The 16,719-nt window shown below is 65.8% G+C and carries 15 protein-coding genes; all 15 read left to right on the plus strand.

The annotated features are described in order from the left end of the window. The first annotated feature begins 150 nt into the window (after nucleotides 1-150). Nucleotides 151-1,242, plus strand: coding sequence for a RodZ family helix-turn-helix domain-containing protein (locus HHL15_RS01060; protein WP_169143959.1), 1,092 nt, complete (start codon nucleotides 151-153; stop codon nucleotides 1,240-1,242). A 10-nt stretch (nucleotides 1,243-1,252) separates the two neighbouring features. Continuing rightward, nucleotides 1,253-2,548 (plus strand): phage capsid family protein, encoded by a 1,296-nt coding sequence (locus HHL15_RS01065; protein ID WP_169143960.1) that lies wholly within the window; start codon nucleotides 1,253-1,255, stop codon nucleotides 2,546-2,548. Between the two features lie 70 nt (nucleotides 2,549-2,618). Next, nucleotides 2,619-3,098, plus strand: a complete 480-nt coding sequence (locus tag HHL15_RS01070) for a hypothetical protein (protein WP_169143961.1) — start codon at nucleotides 2,619-2,621, stop codon at nucleotides 3,096-3,098. A 56-nt stretch (nucleotides 3,099-3,154) separates the two neighbouring features. Beyond that, nucleotides 3,155-4,009 carry a RyR domain-containing protein gene (locus HHL15_RS01075; RefSeq protein WP_169143962.1) on the plus strand — a complete coding sequence of 285 codons (855 nt, stop codon included), beginning with the start codon at nucleotides 3,155-3,157 and terminating at the stop codon, nucleotides 4,007-4,009. Continuing rightward, complete coding sequence (locus tag HHL15_RS01080) at nucleotides 4,006-4,677, plus strand: phage adaptor protein (protein ID WP_169143963.1); 672 nt, start codon at nucleotides 4,006-4,008, stop codon at nucleotides 4,675-4,677. The genes HHL15_RS01075 and HHL15_RS01080 overlap by 4 nt, the downstream gene beginning before the upstream one ends. A gap of 5 nt (nucleotides 4,678-4,682) precedes the next feature. Next, nucleotides 4,683-5,900, plus strand: a complete 1,218-nt coding sequence (locus HHL15_RS01085; RefSeq protein WP_169143964.1) for a hypothetical protein — start codon at nucleotides 4,683-4,685, stop codon at nucleotides 5,898-5,900. Continuing rightward, entirely contained in the window at nucleotides 5,897-6,346 is a 450-nt protein-coding gene (locus tag HHL15_RS01090) for a hypothetical protein (protein ID WP_169143965.1), read from the plus strand. Before HHL15_RS01085 ends, HHL15_RS01090 begins: the two co-directional genes overlap by 4 nt. Before the next feature lie 12 nt (nucleotides 6,347-6,358). After that, complete coding sequence (locus tag HHL15_RS01095; protein WP_169143966.1) at nucleotides 6,359-6,796, plus strand: hypothetical protein; 438 nt, start codon at nucleotides 6,359-6,361, stop codon at nucleotides 6,794-6,796. Further along, on the plus strand, nucleotides 6,793-7,311 hold the full coding sequence (locus HHL15_RS01100) for a glycosyltransferase family protein (RefSeq protein ID WP_169143967.1): 519 nt from the start codon (nucleotides 6,793-6,795) through the stop codon (nucleotides 7,309-7,311). The genes HHL15_RS01095 and HHL15_RS01100 overlap by 4 nt, the downstream gene beginning before the upstream one ends. Continuing rightward, the gene (locus HHL15_RS01105; RefSeq protein ID WP_169143968.1) at nucleotides 7,302-8,069 is read left to right on the plus strand and encodes a hypothetical protein; all 768 of its coding nucleotides are present in this window, start codon (nucleotides 7,302-7,304) and stop codon (nucleotides 8,067-8,069) included. Before HHL15_RS01100 ends, HHL15_RS01105 begins: the two co-directional genes overlap by 10 nt. Further along, nucleotides 8,069-10,654, plus strand: coding sequence for a hypothetical protein (locus HHL15_RS01110; RefSeq protein WP_169143969.1), 2,586 nt, complete (start codon nucleotides 8,069-8,071; stop codon nucleotides 10,652-10,654). The genes HHL15_RS01105 and HHL15_RS01110 overlap by 1 nt, the downstream gene beginning before the upstream one ends. Further along, nucleotides 10,651-10,977, plus strand: a complete 327-nt coding sequence (locus HHL15_RS01115; protein WP_169143970.1) for a hypothetical protein — start codon at nucleotides 10,651-10,653, stop codon at nucleotides 10,975-10,977. The genes HHL15_RS01110 and HHL15_RS01115 overlap by 4 nt, the downstream gene beginning before the upstream one ends. After that, entirely contained in the window at nucleotides 10,974-12,872 is a 1,899-nt protein-coding gene (locus tag HHL15_RS01120) for a hypothetical protein (RefSeq protein WP_169143971.1), read from the plus strand. Before HHL15_RS01115 ends, HHL15_RS01120 begins: the two co-directional genes overlap by 4 nt. Before the next feature lies 1 nt (nucleotide 12,873). Further along, entirely contained in the window at nucleotides 12,874-14,772 is a 1,899-nt protein-coding gene (locus HHL15_RS01125) for a coiled-coil domain-containing protein (RefSeq protein WP_169143972.1), read from the plus strand. Between the two features lie 75 nt (nucleotides 14,773-14,847). Beyond that, nucleotides 14,848-16,548, plus strand: a complete 1,701-nt coding sequence (locus tag HHL15_RS01130) for a Nif11-like leader peptide family natural product precursor (RefSeq protein ID WP_169143973.1) — start codon at nucleotides 14,848-14,850, stop codon at nucleotides 16,546-16,548. Nucleotides 16,549-16,719 lie beyond the last annotated feature (171 nt).

A 16,719-nucleotide genomic window follows, 5' to 3' on the forward strand; every position in this document is an offset into this window, starting at 1 on the left:
GCAACCCAGCCCCCTCTAGGGTTGGATCGATCCTCCATCCGGCAAAGACACTGATTGGCAAGCCACCCGACGGGGTGGCGATCCGCGCGCCGCAAGGCTCGCAGCTCCGAATCCCCAGCGGCCACGGCGACATGTGGCGGGACGCAGGACATGCCAACGACCAATCAGCAATTCGAGTTCATCGCAAACGCAATCGAGAGTGGGGGCCAACTGACCCCCCAGCAGGCCGCCCAGCTTCTGGAGATGGGCGACATCCAAGGCGATACCGGCGCTCAGGCCCCGGAAACCGGCAGCGTGCCTGGCGCTGCCACTGCTACCGAAGGCGTTGCTGAGAACGCGACGAAGACCAACACCGATCAGGATCCGGCGGCCCAGGCTGCTGGTGCGACTCCCGAGAATGCCGCGGCGACGCCGCCCGAGGACCAGCTGAACGCGGACAACGCGGTCATTCTGGCCCGGGACGGCAAGCACACCATCAGCTTCGACAAGCTGGCGGCAGCCCGAACCGAGGCGAAGACGCTGGCTGCCCAGCTTGATGCTGCAACCAAGCAGCTGGCCGACCTGCAGGCGCAGGCCAATGCACGGGCGGCGGCTGGCCAGGTGCCGACCCCGACCGACAACCAGGTGGCTGCCGTGCAGGCGGCCATCGATTCGGGCGTGGATCTGGCGATCTTCGGGGACTTCTCCGAGGCCGCCATGGCGGAGGGCATCAAGAAGCTGGTGGCGCAGCAGGTAGCCGCCCAGGTCGCAGCGCAAGTCGGCCAGGCCCTGAAGCCCATCCAGGCCAAGGAGCAGGCGGACGCGACCACCGGGCACTTCCAGGCCATCTACACCGCCCATCCGGATGCGGACTCCATCGTGGATTCGAGGGAGTTTGCGGCTTGGCAGGCGTCCTTGCCGTCCATCGTGCGAGATGCCTACTCCCAGGCCCTGGCCAAGGGCGGTGCGAATCAGGTGATCGAGGTCTTCGACACGTTCAAGAAAGCAACTGCGGGAACTCAGGCCCAGGCCGCGGCCGCGCTGGCTCAACAGCCGGCAGCGGATCCGGCGGCTGCGGCCAAAGCAGCCATCGCCAAGGCGGCGGCGACCCCGCCGGCCAGCCTCTCGGACATTCCGGGTGGCCGGCCGGCCGGAACGTCGCGCGAGGAAGCGATGGCCGGAATGAACAGCGTTGATCTGCTGGATGCCATGAGTGGCATGTCTCCCGAGCAGATCGAGCGCTACCTGAACTCGCAGATCTAGGAGGCTATCGATGCCCGCGAACAAGACGAATACCGCTTATGGCTCCCCGGGGGCCATGGTTCAGCAGGCCGTGGGCCTGTTTGCCACCCACATGCAGCGCAACGGTACCCTGGCTCGCCTTACCGGTGCCATGCCGAAGGGCACTGCTGGCGCCACGGCAACCCTTCGTAAGCAGACCACTCAGCATCTGCCCATCGTGCGGTGCCAGGATCTCGGCAAGGGGAAGGGCGACGAGGTTACCTTTCACTTGCTGAACCCGATTGGCGCCAAGCCGATCATGGGTAGCAAGTATGCGGAGGGGCGTGGTACCGGCTTGTCCTACAGCGAGGACAAGCTGCGGGTGAATCAAGCCCGGTTCCCGGTTGATCTCGGCAATGTCATGAGCACGATCCGCTCCCCGGTGGATTTCCGTGCCGTCGGCCGGCCGGCAGCTCAGACGCTGATGGATCGTTACGTGGACCAGTCTCTGCTGGTGCATATGGCCGGCGCCCGCGGCTACCACAACAACATCGAATGGTGCGTACCCACCGACGCCGATCCGGATTTTGGCGAGATCATGGTGAATCCGGTACAGGCGCCTACCAAGAACAGGCACTACATCGCTGACGGTGCGGGAATCATCCCCTTCGCCGTCAATGCGGGTGAGATCGATCTGGCTACCACTGATCAGCTCAAGATGGGAGTGATCGACGCGATCCGTTCGACCATGGAGCAGATCGCGCTGCCGCCGCCGGCGATCAAGATCGATGGCGATGTGATGGCCGACGAAGAGCCACTCCGCGTCTTGCTCGTTTCCCCGGCTCAGTACAGCGCTTTCGCGACGGATCCGAACTTCCGCTCGTTCCAGGCAAGCGCCTTGGCCCGCGCGCAGCAGGCCAAGATGCATCCGCTGTTCCTCGGCTCCGCAGGGATCTGGAACAACATCCTGCTCCTCAAGATGCCGAAGCCGATTCGCTTCTACGCGGGCGACACCATCAAATACTGCGCCAGCTACACCAGCGATCTGGAGTCGTCCTGCGTCGTACCGGCGGGCTTTGGGACCAATTTTGCAGTCGATCGGGCAATTCTGTTGGGGGGGCAAGCTGTCGCGGAGGCCTTTGCTGCATCCGAGCATTCGAGCATCCCCTTCTTCTGGAGCGAGGAAAAGCTCGACCACGGCGACAAGGTGGAGCTCCTGATCGGCGCCATCCGTGGCGTTTCGAAGATCCGCTTCGAAGTGGATACCGGTGACACCGGCAAGCAATTCACCGATTACGGCGCCGTCGCCATCGATACCGCAGTCCCCATCATCGGCGCTCGCCAGTAACACGGCCTGATCAAGGGGCCGGCGGGCGCCGGCCTCTAATGACTCGTGAAACGCATTCAAGGAGAGCCACATGGCCACCATCACCAAGAACCGCAGCAAGCTGCGCCAGTTCGGCGGCTTCACGCCCTACGGCAATCTCTCTCTGCTGCCCTTTGTCGTTCGCACCTCCGCTGCGGGCGCGCTGATCGACTCCGACTCCACCGCGGCCATCGCCAGCGGCGACAAGCTGGACCTGGGCCCGCTGCCCGAAGGCTTCCGCCTGAGTGATGCGATCGTCACCGTGACCACTGGCCTGACCGCTGCCGTGACCGGAAACCTGGGCTTCGAGTACGAAGACGGCGTGGATTCCGCCGAGGTGCCGCAGAACGCCAGCTACTTCGGGGCTGCGCTGAACATCAATACCGCGGCGGTCCTGCGCAAGGTCACCACCACGGCACCGGTGATCCTGCCCAAGCCGGCCCGCCTGATCCTCACCACTGGTGGCGCAGCCAATGCCAAGGCATCCGAGGTGCACATCCACATCCTCGGCGAATTGACCGGCCCCCGGTAAGCCTGAAGGGGAGGGGGCCGTCTCCCTCCCCACCAACGTAGCAGGAGAAGAGGAACATGGACCGTACCGTGATTGCCCGCGTGGCGCACGAGATCAACCGCGCCTACTGCGCATCGCTGGGTGATGCCTCGCAGCCAGCGTGGGAGGACGCACCCGAGTGGCAGAAGGCCAGCGCACTGGTTGGTGTGGACATGCACCTAGCCAAGCCGGATGCCACCCCCGAGCAGTCGCACGAGTCCTGGCTGGCCCAGAAGCTGGCGGAGGGCTGGGTGTACGGCCTGGTGAAGGATGCCGAGAAGAAGGAGCACCCGTGCTGCGTGCCCTATGCCGAGCTGCCGGCGGAGCAGAAGGCGAAGGACTACCTCTTCCGCGGCGTGGTGCATGCGCTCAAGGCCATCGAGCCCGAGAAGGTAGTGGTGGAGGCACCTGTGCCGCTGACTCCACCCCCTACAGCCGTCATTGCCGTGTCCGCCATTCCCGCCGGCCATGTGCCGGTGCAGTACATCGGCCGGCGCCCGGACTGGTCGGATCATCTCTACGGGACGGGTCTCTACTTCGTCGCCGACCAGGTGCGCAACTTGCCCGAGCCGGTCGCCCGGCAGTTCCTGCGCCACTCGGACCTGTTCATAGAGGCGAAGGTGGAGATTGCGCCGGAGGAGGCTGCTCAAGCGCCTGCTCAGGACGACACCGCCCAGATCCTCGAGAACGCCGCCACGCAGCAGGACCAGCAGCGCGATGAGCGGTCGGCTCTGCAGGATGTCCTTGACCAGGTCAATCTGATGGACAAGGACGCCCTCAAGTCCTTCGCTTTCAGCAACTACAAGCAGAACCTGGACAAGCGGGCGGCGGTGAATGACCTGCGCGACCAGGTGCGCCAACTCATCAACCAGTTTGGTGTCGCTGGCGTATGACCCTGGCCGAGCTGATGGAGCGCCATCGCACCCTCACCGGGGACAGCGTGGGGCCTCCCTTCTTTGTTCCCGATCCGCTGTTGATCAGCTTCCTGAACGATGCGGTGGCGGAGGCGGCGATTCGAGGGCGGTTGATCCACGCGAGCGCCGAACCGGACGCCTGCGAGATCGCCGTGAGTGCCGGGGATGCGGTGTATCCGCTTCACGCCAGCTTGTACGAGCTGGACCACGTCGCCTTCCGTCCGGACGGCCAAACGCGGCGATGCGCGGTCAAGCAGACCTCCCAGGAGTGGCTGGACGCGAACGTGGCCGATTGGCGGGATGCCGAGGGCGATCCGGCATACATGATCCAGGGCGATGCCTCCGTGCGGCTGGTGCCTCGGCCTGCACGCGACGGCCTGCTCCAGCTGGAAGGCTACCGGACGCCCAAGACGCCCATGGCGGACCCGGACGACGTGCCGGAGATCAGCGCCCTCCATCATCTGCACCTGGTCGAGTGGTCGCAGTTCCGTCATTTCAGCATCCAGGACTCCGAACTGTACGACCCCGCGCGGGCCGCCACGTCCGAAGCCGCCTTCACGGCCTACTTTGGCCCTCGGCCCGACGCTGATCTGCGCCGGATTTCCCGCGAAGACACGCCCCAGGTTGTGTCAGCGTTCTTGCCCTGACCTCGATGAACCAGAAGCCGGTCGTTCTCGGTGCGTTCCTGGGGCTGAACAACGTCCTGGACCCGCTTGCGGGCAGCACGGCTGCCGGCGGCGCGAAGCAGTCCTGGGAATGGCTCGTGCAGGCTGACAACGTCGATATCTCGGACGAGCATCGGCTGTCCCGGCGCGTGGGCTACCAAGGATTTCTGGCGGGCATTCGAATCGAGGCTGCCTATTCGACTGCCGATTGCCAGCGGATGTACATCGTGGACGCTGGCGTGCTCAAGCGGGTGCATCTGGATGGTTCAACCGTGGACCTCTGGGATGGCCTTACCGGGCCCTACGCCTGGGCGGAGGCGAACGATGTCACGTTCCTTTCCGCGCGCCTTGAGAAGATCCAGATCCAGAAGGGCGGCGATGTGCTGGCCTGGGCCGTTCCGACTCCGGAAGGTGGAGCGGTTGTACAGGCGTCGGGCAACCTGGCGCCCGGTCTCTACCAGGTCTGCTTCAGCCACATGGCGGCGGACGGGCGCGAGGGCGGGGCAGGGGCCTCGATTCCGGTCATGGTCACCGAGGGCGGCATCACGGTGCAGGCCCCGATGATCCCGGAGCACTACACGCTGGTGTATCTCGCGGATCAGGGTACCGTTTTCCGGGCTGTCGCTGCGCTGACCCATGCCAGCGGTGGTGCCTTCACGATCAACGATGCAAGCCAGGCCGCACAAGGGCGCGAGCTGACCACCCAGTTCCTGGGGGCTGTGCCGGCCGGTATCGACCAGATCGCGCACTGGAAGGGCCGGCTCTACGGCGCAGAGTACTTGCCCGAGGCTGACCAGACCGTGATCTGGTTCAGCCAGCCGCTGGGCTTCCATCTTTTCGATGCTGTGCGCGACTTCTTCCTGGTTCCGGGGCACGTTCTGCAGCTCGCCGACGCGGACGGCCACCTGCTGGTCGCCACCGGTGAGCGGATCTACCTCTACGGCGAGGAGGGCCTCTCTCAGGTCGCTGAGTACGGCGTGGTGCCGGGCCAGCATGCCGACCGCGGCAACGACGGCAAAACCTACTTCTGGGCGACGCGAGGCCTGTGCCGGGTCGCCCCCTTCGAGAACCTCACCGAGGGCCGCGTCAGTGTGGCCCCCGGCATCAAGGCCGGTGGCGGTGTGATCCACGAGCAGGGGCTTGTGCGGTACGTCGCCACCCTTCACAGCGGCGGTGCCGCATTCAACCCGAGGAAACACACATGACCGTTCGACTCTCGACGGGGATGCGCAACAAGATGAACGACGGTGGCGCCAGCGGCGGCATCAAAGGCGCCCTGAACCTGGGCTTCATCAACATCTACTCCGGCCCGCAACCGCTGACCGGGGATGCGGCCGCCACCGGCATCCTGCTGGGCACCGTGTCGGTCAATGCCGACGGCACCGGCCTGACCTTCGACCCGTCCGTCGCCGGCACTATCTCCAAGGCCGCGGCCGAGATCTGGAAGTTCGTGGGCCTGGTGAACGGCACCGCAGGTTGGTTTCGGCACTACCCGGCGGGTGGCAACCCGGCCAGCCAAAGCACTACTGAGGCCCGCATCGACGGTGCGATTGCTACCTCAGGCGGGGATATGAACCTGACCAATGTGGCAGTCGCAGTGGGCATCCCAAACACGGTCGACGTGTACCAATTCACCATGCCGGCTCAATAAGGAGGATCGACCATGACTGTGAAATCCTCCACTGGCCTGCGCAACCACGTCCTGGCCGTGGGCTCCGTCAAGGACGCCCTCGATGGCTCCGTGATCAAGCTCTACGGCGGCGCCATCCCGGCCGACGCGGACGCTGCGGAGTCCGGCACCCTGCTTTGCACTGTCTCGGCAAACAGCACCGGTACGCCGGTCAGCTTCAACCCAACCGCGGAGTCCGGCGTCTTGGCCAAGAACAGCGGCGAGGTGTGGGCCGGCGCCGTCACCCTCGGCGGCACATGCACGCACTACCGCATCGTCAAGCCGGCCGACACCGGGGCGTCCAGCACCACCGACATCCGCGCCCAGGGCACCGTCGGCCTCATCGGCGCTGACCTCAACGTCAGCAACAACGTCTTGGTGGCCAGCGCGATCCAGAACATCGACTACTTCGTAGTGGCCTTGCCGGCGTGATCGATGTTCACGTCCTGACGTTCTCCGGCACCCGCCCCGAATGGCTTGACCAGTGCGTCAAGTCCATCGAGGCGGAGGGCCTCAATGTGCACATCGTCGAAGGCGTGGAGGGGAACGTTGGGGCAGGGCGCGAGAAGGCCTACCGGCTCGGGGGCAGTGAGTTTGTCGGCTACGTGGACAGCGACGACTACCTGATGCCAGGGGCCGGCGAAGCGTGCCTCCTTGGCCTCGAGAAGTACCGGCACGTCGTCACCTTGGAGCGCTGGCGGTGGGGTGACCGGGTGGGGCGCAAGCCCTGGCCCGCCCATCACTTCACCGTCTACCGCCGGGCCGACGTCCTTCCCTTCTTGCCGGTCATGCCGGATCACCCGATTCACTGCGACCAGTTGCTGGTGCGCAAGCTCTGTCCGCGCCAGCTGTCCTTCGTCGGCTACGTGTGGCGCATGCACGCTGGCCAGGGCCACAGGATCGGCACCAAGAAGCAGTTCGACGCCCTGGAGGCAGCATGCAGCTGAGAATCGTCTATTCCAGCGCCACGCACGAGCAGTATTTCCAGGGTGGCGGCAGCATCGGCACGGCCGACTTCGCCAACCAGCCTCTGGACAACCTGACTGAGCTGCAAACCCTGCATACACCGCAGGCGACGATTGACGCCATCGCAACAGATGACGCCGAGCTTGCGGCCGTTCTCACCGCAGCCGCAGGCAGTTGGGCTTCGAGAACCCTGCCTTACGACATGATGCCTTTCGGAATCATCGGCACCGGCGTGATGCCGGACGGTTCTCAGTTCATCGAACTGGATGTCGAGCTCTTCATCGACCGCACGTTCGATGACTGGCAGTGGTACGTCGATAACGATCCGACGAGCGCCGACCTTCCTGCAGGCTTCAACGAGGCGTGGATGTCGCGCCGTGCCGACGTGAAGACCTTCAAGGACACCCCGAGCAATGTGCAGGTGGTGATCAAGAACCCGCTCTTCATCTACAAGCCGACAGACACCTATGACGGAGAGATGACCTCGGTCAACTGGAATGAGGTCGGCCTTTACTACATCTACGGGTGGCCCACCGTCGTCGATGCGTGGATCTACGACATGAACGGAGGGGCTCTTCTGGCGACCGACGCAAACATGACCTACTCGACTGAAGATGTGCTCGATTACCTCGAGTGGGCCCGCCCGTGCAGGCAGTTTGAGCTCTACGCCTACACGCTCGCAGGTGGGGCCGCCCAGAAATTCTGGACGAACTTCGTCGCATGCGTCGAGGATGTGTGATGCCGGTTCACAAGATCCTGACCGGTGAAGGAGGGGAGAAGTATCTCCCCTTCGCGCTTTCACGGCTGCGCCACTTCGAGGTCATCGGCAGCGGCCCGACCTCGCAGAAGTACGTCTTCGATGACGCCACCGTGCGCGTCGAGTGGAACCCGCACAACGATCAGCACTTCGTCCGGATTGACGCGGTCTCTGGCGTGCAGGGCTATGAGTTCGTCACGACAGGAGCCGAGATCGAGTTTGAAGGTGCGCCGCTGGTCGAGAAGCGCGTGTCCACGCTGGACGTGCCGAAGAAGAAGGGCAAGGCGCTGTTCTCCAACCTGGTGGGCGATTCCGGCATCTCCACGGCGACCGAGACCGCCCACGTTCCGGAGGGGATCAACCGACAAGCCAACAGCCAGTATTTCTGGTGGCCCATCGATGGGTCGAAGGACGTGCGTGAGCAGATCCGCACGAAGGACTACTTCGTCACCTCGACGCTCGGCCGGCGCCCTGGCGACATCCAGTTCTACGACGACCAGGCCCTGTTCGACTACGACTGGGGGGCCTTCATCAAGGACGGCGGAGTGCGCTACCAGCGCGAGGGTGGCAACACCGACTTGGGCTACGACGTGATGCCCACCGTCCACCAGACCGGTGTGAGCGCACGCTCGGCGGCACCCTACGCCGACGAGCCGAACTGGTGGCGCAGAGCTGCTGTGCAGAACGTTGGTGGCCGCTCGTTCGTCATCATGACCGACATGCAGAGCAACGTCACCGTGGTGCCGGCCAGCTACCTGACCGACCCTGATGCGGCGCTGTTCCCCCAGAACAAGGGCGTGACCGTGGCCCCAGGCTCCTACATGCCCGCCGGCGTGGCTGTGCCCAGCACGGCCACGATGACCCGCCCGACCCGGATTGCCGGCCTGGCCTGGGCCGGCGGAACCAGCGTGCACACCAACGTCGTCGGGGTGGGTGACTCCCCGATCGAGGACGCCATGTACGAGGCCGCCGGTCATCCCATCGGCCGCGGTGAGTACCCGGGGCCGGCCCCCGGCTTCGACCCGGATCGCCAGTACCAGAAGCATGACTACGTCTGGGCGTTCAACAGCACGGGCACGCGCATGGTGACCATCGTCAATGCAGACCGGAACAACGGCCACGCTGACTTGACGGTGATGGACATCACTCAGGAGGACAAGCAGTACGGCACGGCGCCCACCCGCAGCCCGTGGCGGCGCATCGCGCAGTGTGGGGCGAACATGCACGTGCCTGGGCTCACCCAGGCCGCCTACGCCACCTGGCTGTCCAAGTTCGACGGTGTGAGCGGGGTGGAGATCTTCACCCGGGCGTTGCTGGAAGTCTCCATCAACATCACGGTGACTGGGGAGGGTGAGGACGACTTCACCGTCACCATCACGCCGACCCGGTTCCTCAAAGACCGCTGGTTCACCGGTGCCGACTATGCCTTCCGCGACGAGCGCCTGGCTGCCCGCGGTGTCGATCTGGACAACCTGATCACCTCCGAGCTTGCGCTCTACACAACGCAGGATGAGCGCAACGGCCTGGGCCTGCGGCGGTACAGCACGGCGCTGAGCCCCATGAACTGGTTCGTGCCCACCAAGCAGCACAGCGAGATTGTCACGCACGCCTACCGCATGATCAGCAACATCACCAAAGGGGTGACGCTGTTCAACTTCTGCGTGTCGAAGAACGGCAACGACGGCATCGAAGGTCAGTACGTCACGGCCCCGCTCAACATCAGCGGGTTGTTTCCAGGCTACGAGACCCAGCGCCATGGCCCGTTCAGCGTGTATCAGGTCTATGACCCGGGCTGGCCCGACACCCAGCCGTTCGTGTTCTGGGCGTACCGCGGCATCGCCAACGAGGCGCTCACCATGGAGTCGGGCAGCTTCACCGGCTTGGACATCGAAGACCTGCGATCCCTGTCCTTCGTCTTCACCGGCGCCATCACGCCGGCCGGCCGCACGGTGGGCATGCACCGGATCGTCTTTGGCGAGGTGACGCACAGCGACACCAACGTGGCTGACATCCTCGACACCCCGTTGAGCACCGTCCTGCTGCTCAACAAGCTGCTGCCGGCGACGTTCAACCCACCGATCGAGCACCGGATGGACTTCGGCGCCTACTCGGCGCTGGACCCGACCGACGTGAGCACGGCCTTCGGCCTGGGGCTGCATCGGATGATCCAGCTGAAGACCACCCACCGAGGCCAAAGCGCGACGACCGAGGCCGGGAAGTACGCCTCTCACCCGGACGGCCACTTCGCCCATGTGAGCGTGTCGGCGGTGTCCACCGGCGCGGTGAAGCTGTACGACCAGATCCAGTACCGCAAGGTGGCCCGGCGAGATGACGGCACCTACGACCAGACGTTCGTGGAGACGACGCACCTCGATACGTTCAGGAAGCTGTGGGGCGACATCTACACGGAGGCCGATTTCACGACGAACTTCTACGATGGCATCTCGGACAGCACAACGAACACCCCGGTGCTGGCCCGCGTCGGCTACTGGTGGAACACCAAGCTGAAGCCCCACAAGCGCAGCGGCTTCACCGGCATGAACCCCAGATTCGAGGAAACACCATGACGATTCTGCGCAGGACAGGGGCGCTGACGCTCATCCCGGGAACGCCAGGCATTCCGGCTACCCCGGGGTGGAGTGAGTACCGGCTGGTGCCGGATCCCCCGAGCCAAACCACCATGCCGTTTCCCAGCGTGGGTGGCATCGGCACGGAACATGTGATCGGCAAAGGCGAGACGGTCATTGTCAGCGATGGCGGTCTTCCACCGGGTGGGGGTTCTTACCCACCGACCCCGGGCACCGAGTACGTGGATGGTTACAACGGCGAGAAGGGTAAGTATGTGCGCATCATTTACCCGGACGGAACTATCAGGGTGGTGAAAGTATGATCGTCGAAATCTGGCATCCAGGGACTCCGGCCGTACCGGCGACCCCGGCGCGGTACGTCGAAACCAGCGGCCCTGGGTGGGCCTCCGGCGCCGTCAGCATCCCCATCACCGCGGCCGACGGCGGTTACAAGTGGTCGATCCCGGCATCGGTCGTCGGCGTCTTCATCGGCTTGGCAAGCAAGTATCCGGGTTCCGGCTACTTCGGCATCGAGCACGCGCTCCTGTTCAGCCGTGGTGTCGTCGACATCTACGAGCGCGGGCAGAGGCTCGGCACGCTCGGCAGCTACGTGTCCGGCGACGAGTTCACGCTGTTCCGCCAGGCCGGCCGGGTGTGGTTCCTGAAGAACGGCGTCAAGGAGTACGACCGCCCGAGCCTGCTCACCGGCAGCTTCCGGCTGGCCGCCACCGAGTACCTGACCGGAGACACGGTCGTCGACGCTGACACCTTCGGGGTCGGCGTGGCGCCGACGAGCGGTGACGGGTGGGCACGCCTGGCTCCCCTGCGTGCCATCGGCTTCGAGACGATCCCGGACTGCTACGGCGTGACCGAGCTCGAGCCGCTCACATCCGAAGGGCGCGAGGACGGGCACGCTTGGGGCAACAGCTCGTTAGGGAGTCTCCTGGCCTTGGGTGGTGACCGACCCTTCGGCATCGGCCGCGGAATCCTGGTGCCGCTCACCAGCTACGCCGAGAGCGGGTTGATCAAGCCGGCCTTCGGCACCGGCTTGGTCACGCTCCCGCCGGCCTTCACGGTCGGTCGGATGATCCCTGGCGGCGTGGGCGTCGGCGTGATGACCTCTAAGCTGATGGCACTCGGCTCCGACCGGCCCATCGCCCAGGGCGTCGCCGAGCTGCGGCCGATGTTCGCCTGGGGTGCTGAGGCCCTGGAGTTGCGCGGCTCCGTCATGTCCACCAGGAACCGCTACAAGATCACCGCCTCCGGCCGGCGCAGCGACGTGAGTGGAGTGCAGGCCGTCGGGCCGGCGCTGACCATGCAGGCCTACGGTGGCGGCTCGGCCAAGCTCAAGGGGCCTCGCCTCAGCCTGTCCGCCAACGGCACCGTTCCGTCCGTCGCCAGGGTCGACAAGGCCCTGCCGGTGCTGACCATGGTTTCCACCGGCACTGTGTCGGAGGTGGCCGGCGTGGCCGTCGAGCTGCCGGGCGGATTCCAGATCCTGGCCTACACCGGCGGCATCGCCAAGCTCACCACCAAGGGCGCCTACTCGCTCAGTGGCGCGGTCACTGCTACGGAGCGCGCGGAGGCACTGCTCAACGGCCCGGGGTTCTTCGGCTTAACCGCCTCTGGTCATCGGGAAGGCGTGGCGCGCGCGGACCTCATCGGGCCAGCTCTGACGCCCGCGCCCTCCGGGCACGCCTGGCTGGTCGCTCCGCATCTGACCATGGTGGCCGCCGGCCAGGAAGAGATCGAGGTCTCCTATGAGAGCTACGTCATCAACCTGGCCACCGGCGCCGTGAGCAGGTACGTGGCGTGGCCCTTCGACCAGGTGCTCCGGTTCGGCAAGCGCCACTTCGGCGTGCGCCCTGATGGGATCTACGAACTGACCGGCGACACCGACGACGGCGCTCCCATCTCGGCGACCGTCAAGACCTTCCACACGGACTTCGGGGCGACCAACTTCAAGCGCGTGCCCTACGTCTATCTGTACGGCCGGTTCGAAGGCGACATGGCCGTCGGCACCCAGGTCAATGAAGGCCCCGAGTACGAGTTCCCGGCCCCGGCCATCCGTGGCGATGGCGTGCAGGCCCTGCGCGCAAAGATCGCCCAGGGGCTCAAGGGCAACGCCTGGTCCTTCACGCTCTCGAATGCCGACGGCGCCAGCTTCGACATCGAGCGGGTGGAAGCCCTGATCACAACCACTTCGAAGGCCTACTGACATGGCAACCGACGTTCAAGGAATCATCAGCAGCGCGCAGGAAACCGCCAAGGATCTGGCCGCCCAGGCGGCCGACCTGACCCTCCGGGCGCAGTACGCGTTCGACACCCGCTACGAGATCTTCCCGGGGGATCTGCAGCTCACCCTCCAGGATGCGGATTTCGAAGTGGGTGCGGTTCCCCGATATGAGGGCGTGCACTTCGAAGCACCGCCGGAGCCCGGCGAGGCGCCGGCCATGCTGCCCATTCCCGCCATGGAAACAGGGGATGCGCCGATCAACTCGGCGGAGAAGCCGCGGCTCAACGCCCCGCAGGTACCGGCGCAGCTTGCGCAGTTCTCCGGCCAGGCCCCGAGCCTTGGCGGGATCTCGGTGCCCAGTGCGCCGGCGGCGCTCTCGAATCTCGACATCACTCCGCCGGTACTCACCGACATCACGGTGCCTGGCGCACCGGTGGTGCAGCTACCCGAGTTCGATGCGATCCGGCCGGATACCGGCCTGCCTGAGCCCGGCGACCTCTCGGCCCAGTACCGGGCGGACTTCGCGGACCAGGGCAATCGGATGATGCGGGTCGTGGAAGGGGAGGTGGACGCCTACCTTGCCAAGATCAACCCGCAGTTCCACACCCAGATGGCGGCCATCGAGGACCGGCTATCCAGGTACCTGGCCGGCGGTACCGGCTTCCGGCCGGAGGTGGAGGACGCGATCTGGGCCCGGGCGGCCGACAAGACGAACGCGGAGTTCATGCGGCTGCGGGATACGGCCTACGAGGATGCGGCCCGGCGCGGCTTCACGCTCCCCACCGGTGCGCTGCAATCGACCTTGGTGCAGGCCCGCCAGGCTGCTGCGGATGCCAACGCTCGGGCCGCGATGGACATTGCGGTCAAGCAGGCCGAGCTGGAGCAGCAGAACCTCCAGTTCGCTGTCACCCAGTCCATGAGCCTGCGCCAGGTGGCGCTGCAGGCCACCCAGGCATGGGCCGGCAACCTGCTGCAGATCAACGGCCAGGCCCTGCAGTTCGCCCAGGGCGTGCTGCAGGCGGCGGTTCAGCTCCATCAGCTCCGCATCCAGATCGTGCAGGCCCGGGTCCAGATCTACCAGGCCGAGGCCGAGGTGTATCAGCACCGGCTGAAGGCCGTGCTGGCCGTGTACGACGCCTACCAGGCGCACATCGAAGGGCTGAAGGCCCAGGTGAGCGTGGATGCGGCCCGGGTCCAAGCCTTCACCTCCCAGGTGAATGCCTACGGCGCCTTGGCCAACGCCTACAAGGCGGTGATCGATGGCGTCGCCACTCGGGCACAGGTCGAGAAACTGAAGGTTGAGGCCTTTGGCGCCGAGGTGAATGCCTACCAGGCCCGCGTCCAGGCCAAGACGGCGGAGTGGCAGGGCTACCGGGCCCAGATCGAGGGCGAGACCATGAAGCTGGAGGCCTACCGGACTGAGATTCAGGCGTATGGCCAGGAAGTGCAGGCCTACGAGGCGAAGATCCGCGCCAAGAGCACGGAGATCCAGGCCGCCAGCACCGCCAACGAGAGTGCCGCCCGAACGTTTCAGGCCTCCGTCTCCGCCTATGAGGCTCTGGTGCGCGGGCGCAGCGCAGCCGTGCAGGCCGAGATCCAGAGCTACGAGAGCACGATCAAAGGCTGGACGGCCGGCATTCAGGCGCTCGAGGCGCAGGCCCGCGTCCGGGTGGCAAACAACTCGGCAACGGCGCAGACCGCGATCTCGGCCTACCAGCAGCAGGCCCATGTGGTCATCGCGAACGCGGAGATGAACACCAAGAGAATGGCGGAGCTTTCCAATGTGGCCACCGCTGGCGCCAGGGTGTTCGGGCAGATGACCAGCAGCGCCCTCAGCGGGATGAACGCGCTGGCTGGGGCCATTGAGACCCGGTCGCTGTGATGTCGGCCACCCCTGGGGTTTGTTGCCCCGGCGCCCGGCGCGAAGAATCGACGCGCTATTGAACGGAGACACCCCATGTACGGATTCCAGAAGCGTTCCAGCCGGCCCCAACCCCAGAAGCTCGCCAACGGTGGCGAGGCTCTGGGCTTCATTCCTGAGCACGAGCGGCAGAAGTCCGGCCCTGTCCGGGGCCCCGGTACCGGCACATCCGACTCGGTGAAGACGTCCGTTCCGGATGGCACCTACATCATGCCGGCGGACAGCACCGAGGAGATCGGTAAGCAGAACCTGGCGGCGATGGGGTTCCGGCCCGGCATGAACCCGGCGGCGCAGCCGAAGACGCCCGGCCCTGGCCTGGGCTTCGGCCCCACGTCCCAGGTGCCCGTCAACCTGAGCAATGGCGAGTTCCGCCTCTCCCCCGAGCAGGTGCACGCCATCGGCGTGCAGGTGCTCGAAGGGCTCAGGAAGGCAACCCACGAAGGTGGCGAGGCCGAAGAAGGGGAGGGCGAGGAGGGAGGCGGGGCCGCCACCGACGAGATGTACTTTGCCAATGGCGGCCTGGTGGAAGATCCGAACAAGCGCCCCTCTGCCACCAGCTACCTGAACCGCGGCGACCCGGTGAAGGACGCAGTGGGCGCCGTCGGCGGCTTCTTCTCTCGATCCGCCGAGCAGGCGCGGCAGCCGAACACCTGGGACGATTCGGGCACGCGGCCGCAGTTCCCGGAGACTCCCGTGGCCCAGCCCGCCAAGCCGTCGCCCGCTGCCGCGCCAGCCTCACCCGCGGCGCCAGCGCCTGCTGCACCTGCGGTGCAGACTCAGGCGACCCTGGCCGGAAAGCCGCCCGCCGCACAGCCGGCCACTCCGGCCGCTACTACGTCGCCCGGCCCAGCCTCGAGCCCGGCCGAGACCGTGCCGCCGGCGAACAACATCACGCGCGAGGGCAACAGCTACTCCGGCCAGAACGTCGGCCTGGGCTTCACCATCAATGGCAAGCCGCCGGGCGGTGGTGCCATGGCGGACGCTGCGCCTGGTCTCGGCTTCCAGCCTGCCTCCCTGCGGAACGATGCCTCCTCGCCGGCGGCTCCGGCGGCCCCGGGCCTGGGTTTCCGTCCGGGCGGCAATGACGTGATGGGCATCCTGCAGCGGGAGAATCAGATCCGCGCCGGCATGGGCGAACTGCAGGACCAGATCAACTTCAACGGCGGCAACGGCATCGGATTCCGGAAGACCACGAACGACGAGCTCGTCCGGGACATGCTCGTCAATGGGAATTCTCGCGACCGTTCAACCGCGCTCGGCTTCATGGCCGGCGGCCGGGATGCCGCGCAGCGCGGCACCCAGAGCGCTCAGGAGCTGGCCCTGCGGCAGCAGGAGATGCAGGGGCGCCAGGATCTGGCGAACGCCGACCTGGGGCTGCGGAAGGAGGCTCAGGGCTTCCAGACCCGCGCCCAGGCACGACAGGAGGCGCTCCAGGCCCGCTACGAAGCGGCGAAGACGCCGGAGGAGCGCAGCGCGATCGCGCAGCAGATCCGGGACCTGGGCGGGAAGGAGTTCCCGAACCGCTTCACGGTGGTGCCAGGCGGGCAGGAGATTGATCCGACCACGAATCAGCTGGTGACTCGGCCGGCCCGGGTGATCAACAACCAGACGGGGGCGTTTGTGGATCAGCCGAAGACTGCTGCGGCCGTTCCTGCAGGGATGAAGCTGGTAGGGAAGACTCCGAACGGGCAGGACGTGTTCGAGGACTCGAGCGGCAAGCGATTCACCTCTGGGTAGGCTCCAGAGAAATGACCGGGCCGTCGTAGGGCTTTAGCCCTGAGAAAAACCGCCCGGAGGCGGCTTGCTAAAAAATAATGATCGTACCGCATGCCTCGGGCTGGACAAGGGGAGTAGGCCGCTCCCCTCGAGCGATAAACTACCTAGGCATAAAAGACAGCCTGAAGACAG

Origin of the sequence: Zoogloea dura, assembly GCF_012927165.1 — a bacterium.
Taxonomy (GTDB): Bacteria; Pseudomonadota; Gammaproteobacteria; order Burkholderiales; family Rhodocyclaceae; genus Zoogloea; species Zoogloea dura.

Coding starts and splice junctions, on each gene's coding strand:
- HHL15_RS01115 (WP_169143970.1), top strand. CDS start 10,651: ATGACGATTCTGCGCAGGACAGGGGCGCTGACGCTCATCCCGGGAACG.
- HHL15_RS01080 (WP_169143963.1), top strand. CDS start 4,006: ATGACCCTGGCCGAGCTGATGGAGCGCCATCGCACCCTCACCGGGGAC.
- HHL15_RS01110 (WP_169143969.1), top strand. CDS start 8,069: ATGCCGGTTCACAAGATCCTGACCGGTGAAGGAGGGGAGAAGTATCTC.
- HHL15_RS01085 (WP_169143964.1), top strand. CDS start 4,683: ATGAACCAGAAGCCGGTCGTTCTCGGTGCGTTCCTGGGGCTGAACAAC.
- HHL15_RS01065 (WP_169143960.1), top strand. CDS start 1,253: ATGCCCGCGAACAAGACGAATACCGCTTATGGCTCCCCGGGGGCCATG.
- HHL15_RS01060 (WP_169143959.1), top strand. CDS start 151: ATGCCAACGACCAATCAGCAATTCGAGTTCATCGCAAACGCAATCGAG.
- HHL15_RS01070 (WP_169143961.1), top strand. CDS start 2,619: ATGGCCACCATCACCAAGAACCGCAGCAAGCTGCGCCAGTTCGGCGGC.
- HHL15_RS01095 (WP_169143966.1), top strand. CDS start 6,359: ATGACTGTGAAATCCTCCACTGGCCTGCGCAACCACGTCCTGGCCGTG.
- HHL15_RS01075 (WP_169143962.1), top strand. CDS start 3,155: ATGGACCGTACCGTGATTGCCCGCGTGGCGCACGAGATCAACCGCGCC.
- HHL15_RS01120 (WP_169143971.1), top strand. CDS start 10,974: ATGATCGTCGAAATCTGGCATCCAGGGACTCCGGCCGTACCGGCGACC.
- HHL15_RS01090 (WP_169143965.1), top strand. CDS start 5,897: ATGACCGTTCGACTCTCGACGGGGATGCGCAACAAGATGAACGACGGT.
- HHL15_RS01105 (WP_169143968.1), top strand. CDS start 7,302: ATGCAGCTGAGAATCGTCTATTCCAGCGCCACGCACGAGCAGTATTTC.
- HHL15_RS01125 (WP_169143972.1), top strand. CDS start 12,874: ATGGCAACCGACGTTCAAGGAATCATCAGCAGCGCGCAGGAAACCGCC.
- HHL15_RS01130 (WP_169143973.1), top strand. CDS start 14,848: ATGTACGGATTCCAGAAGCGTTCCAGCCGGCCCCAACCCCAGAAGCTC.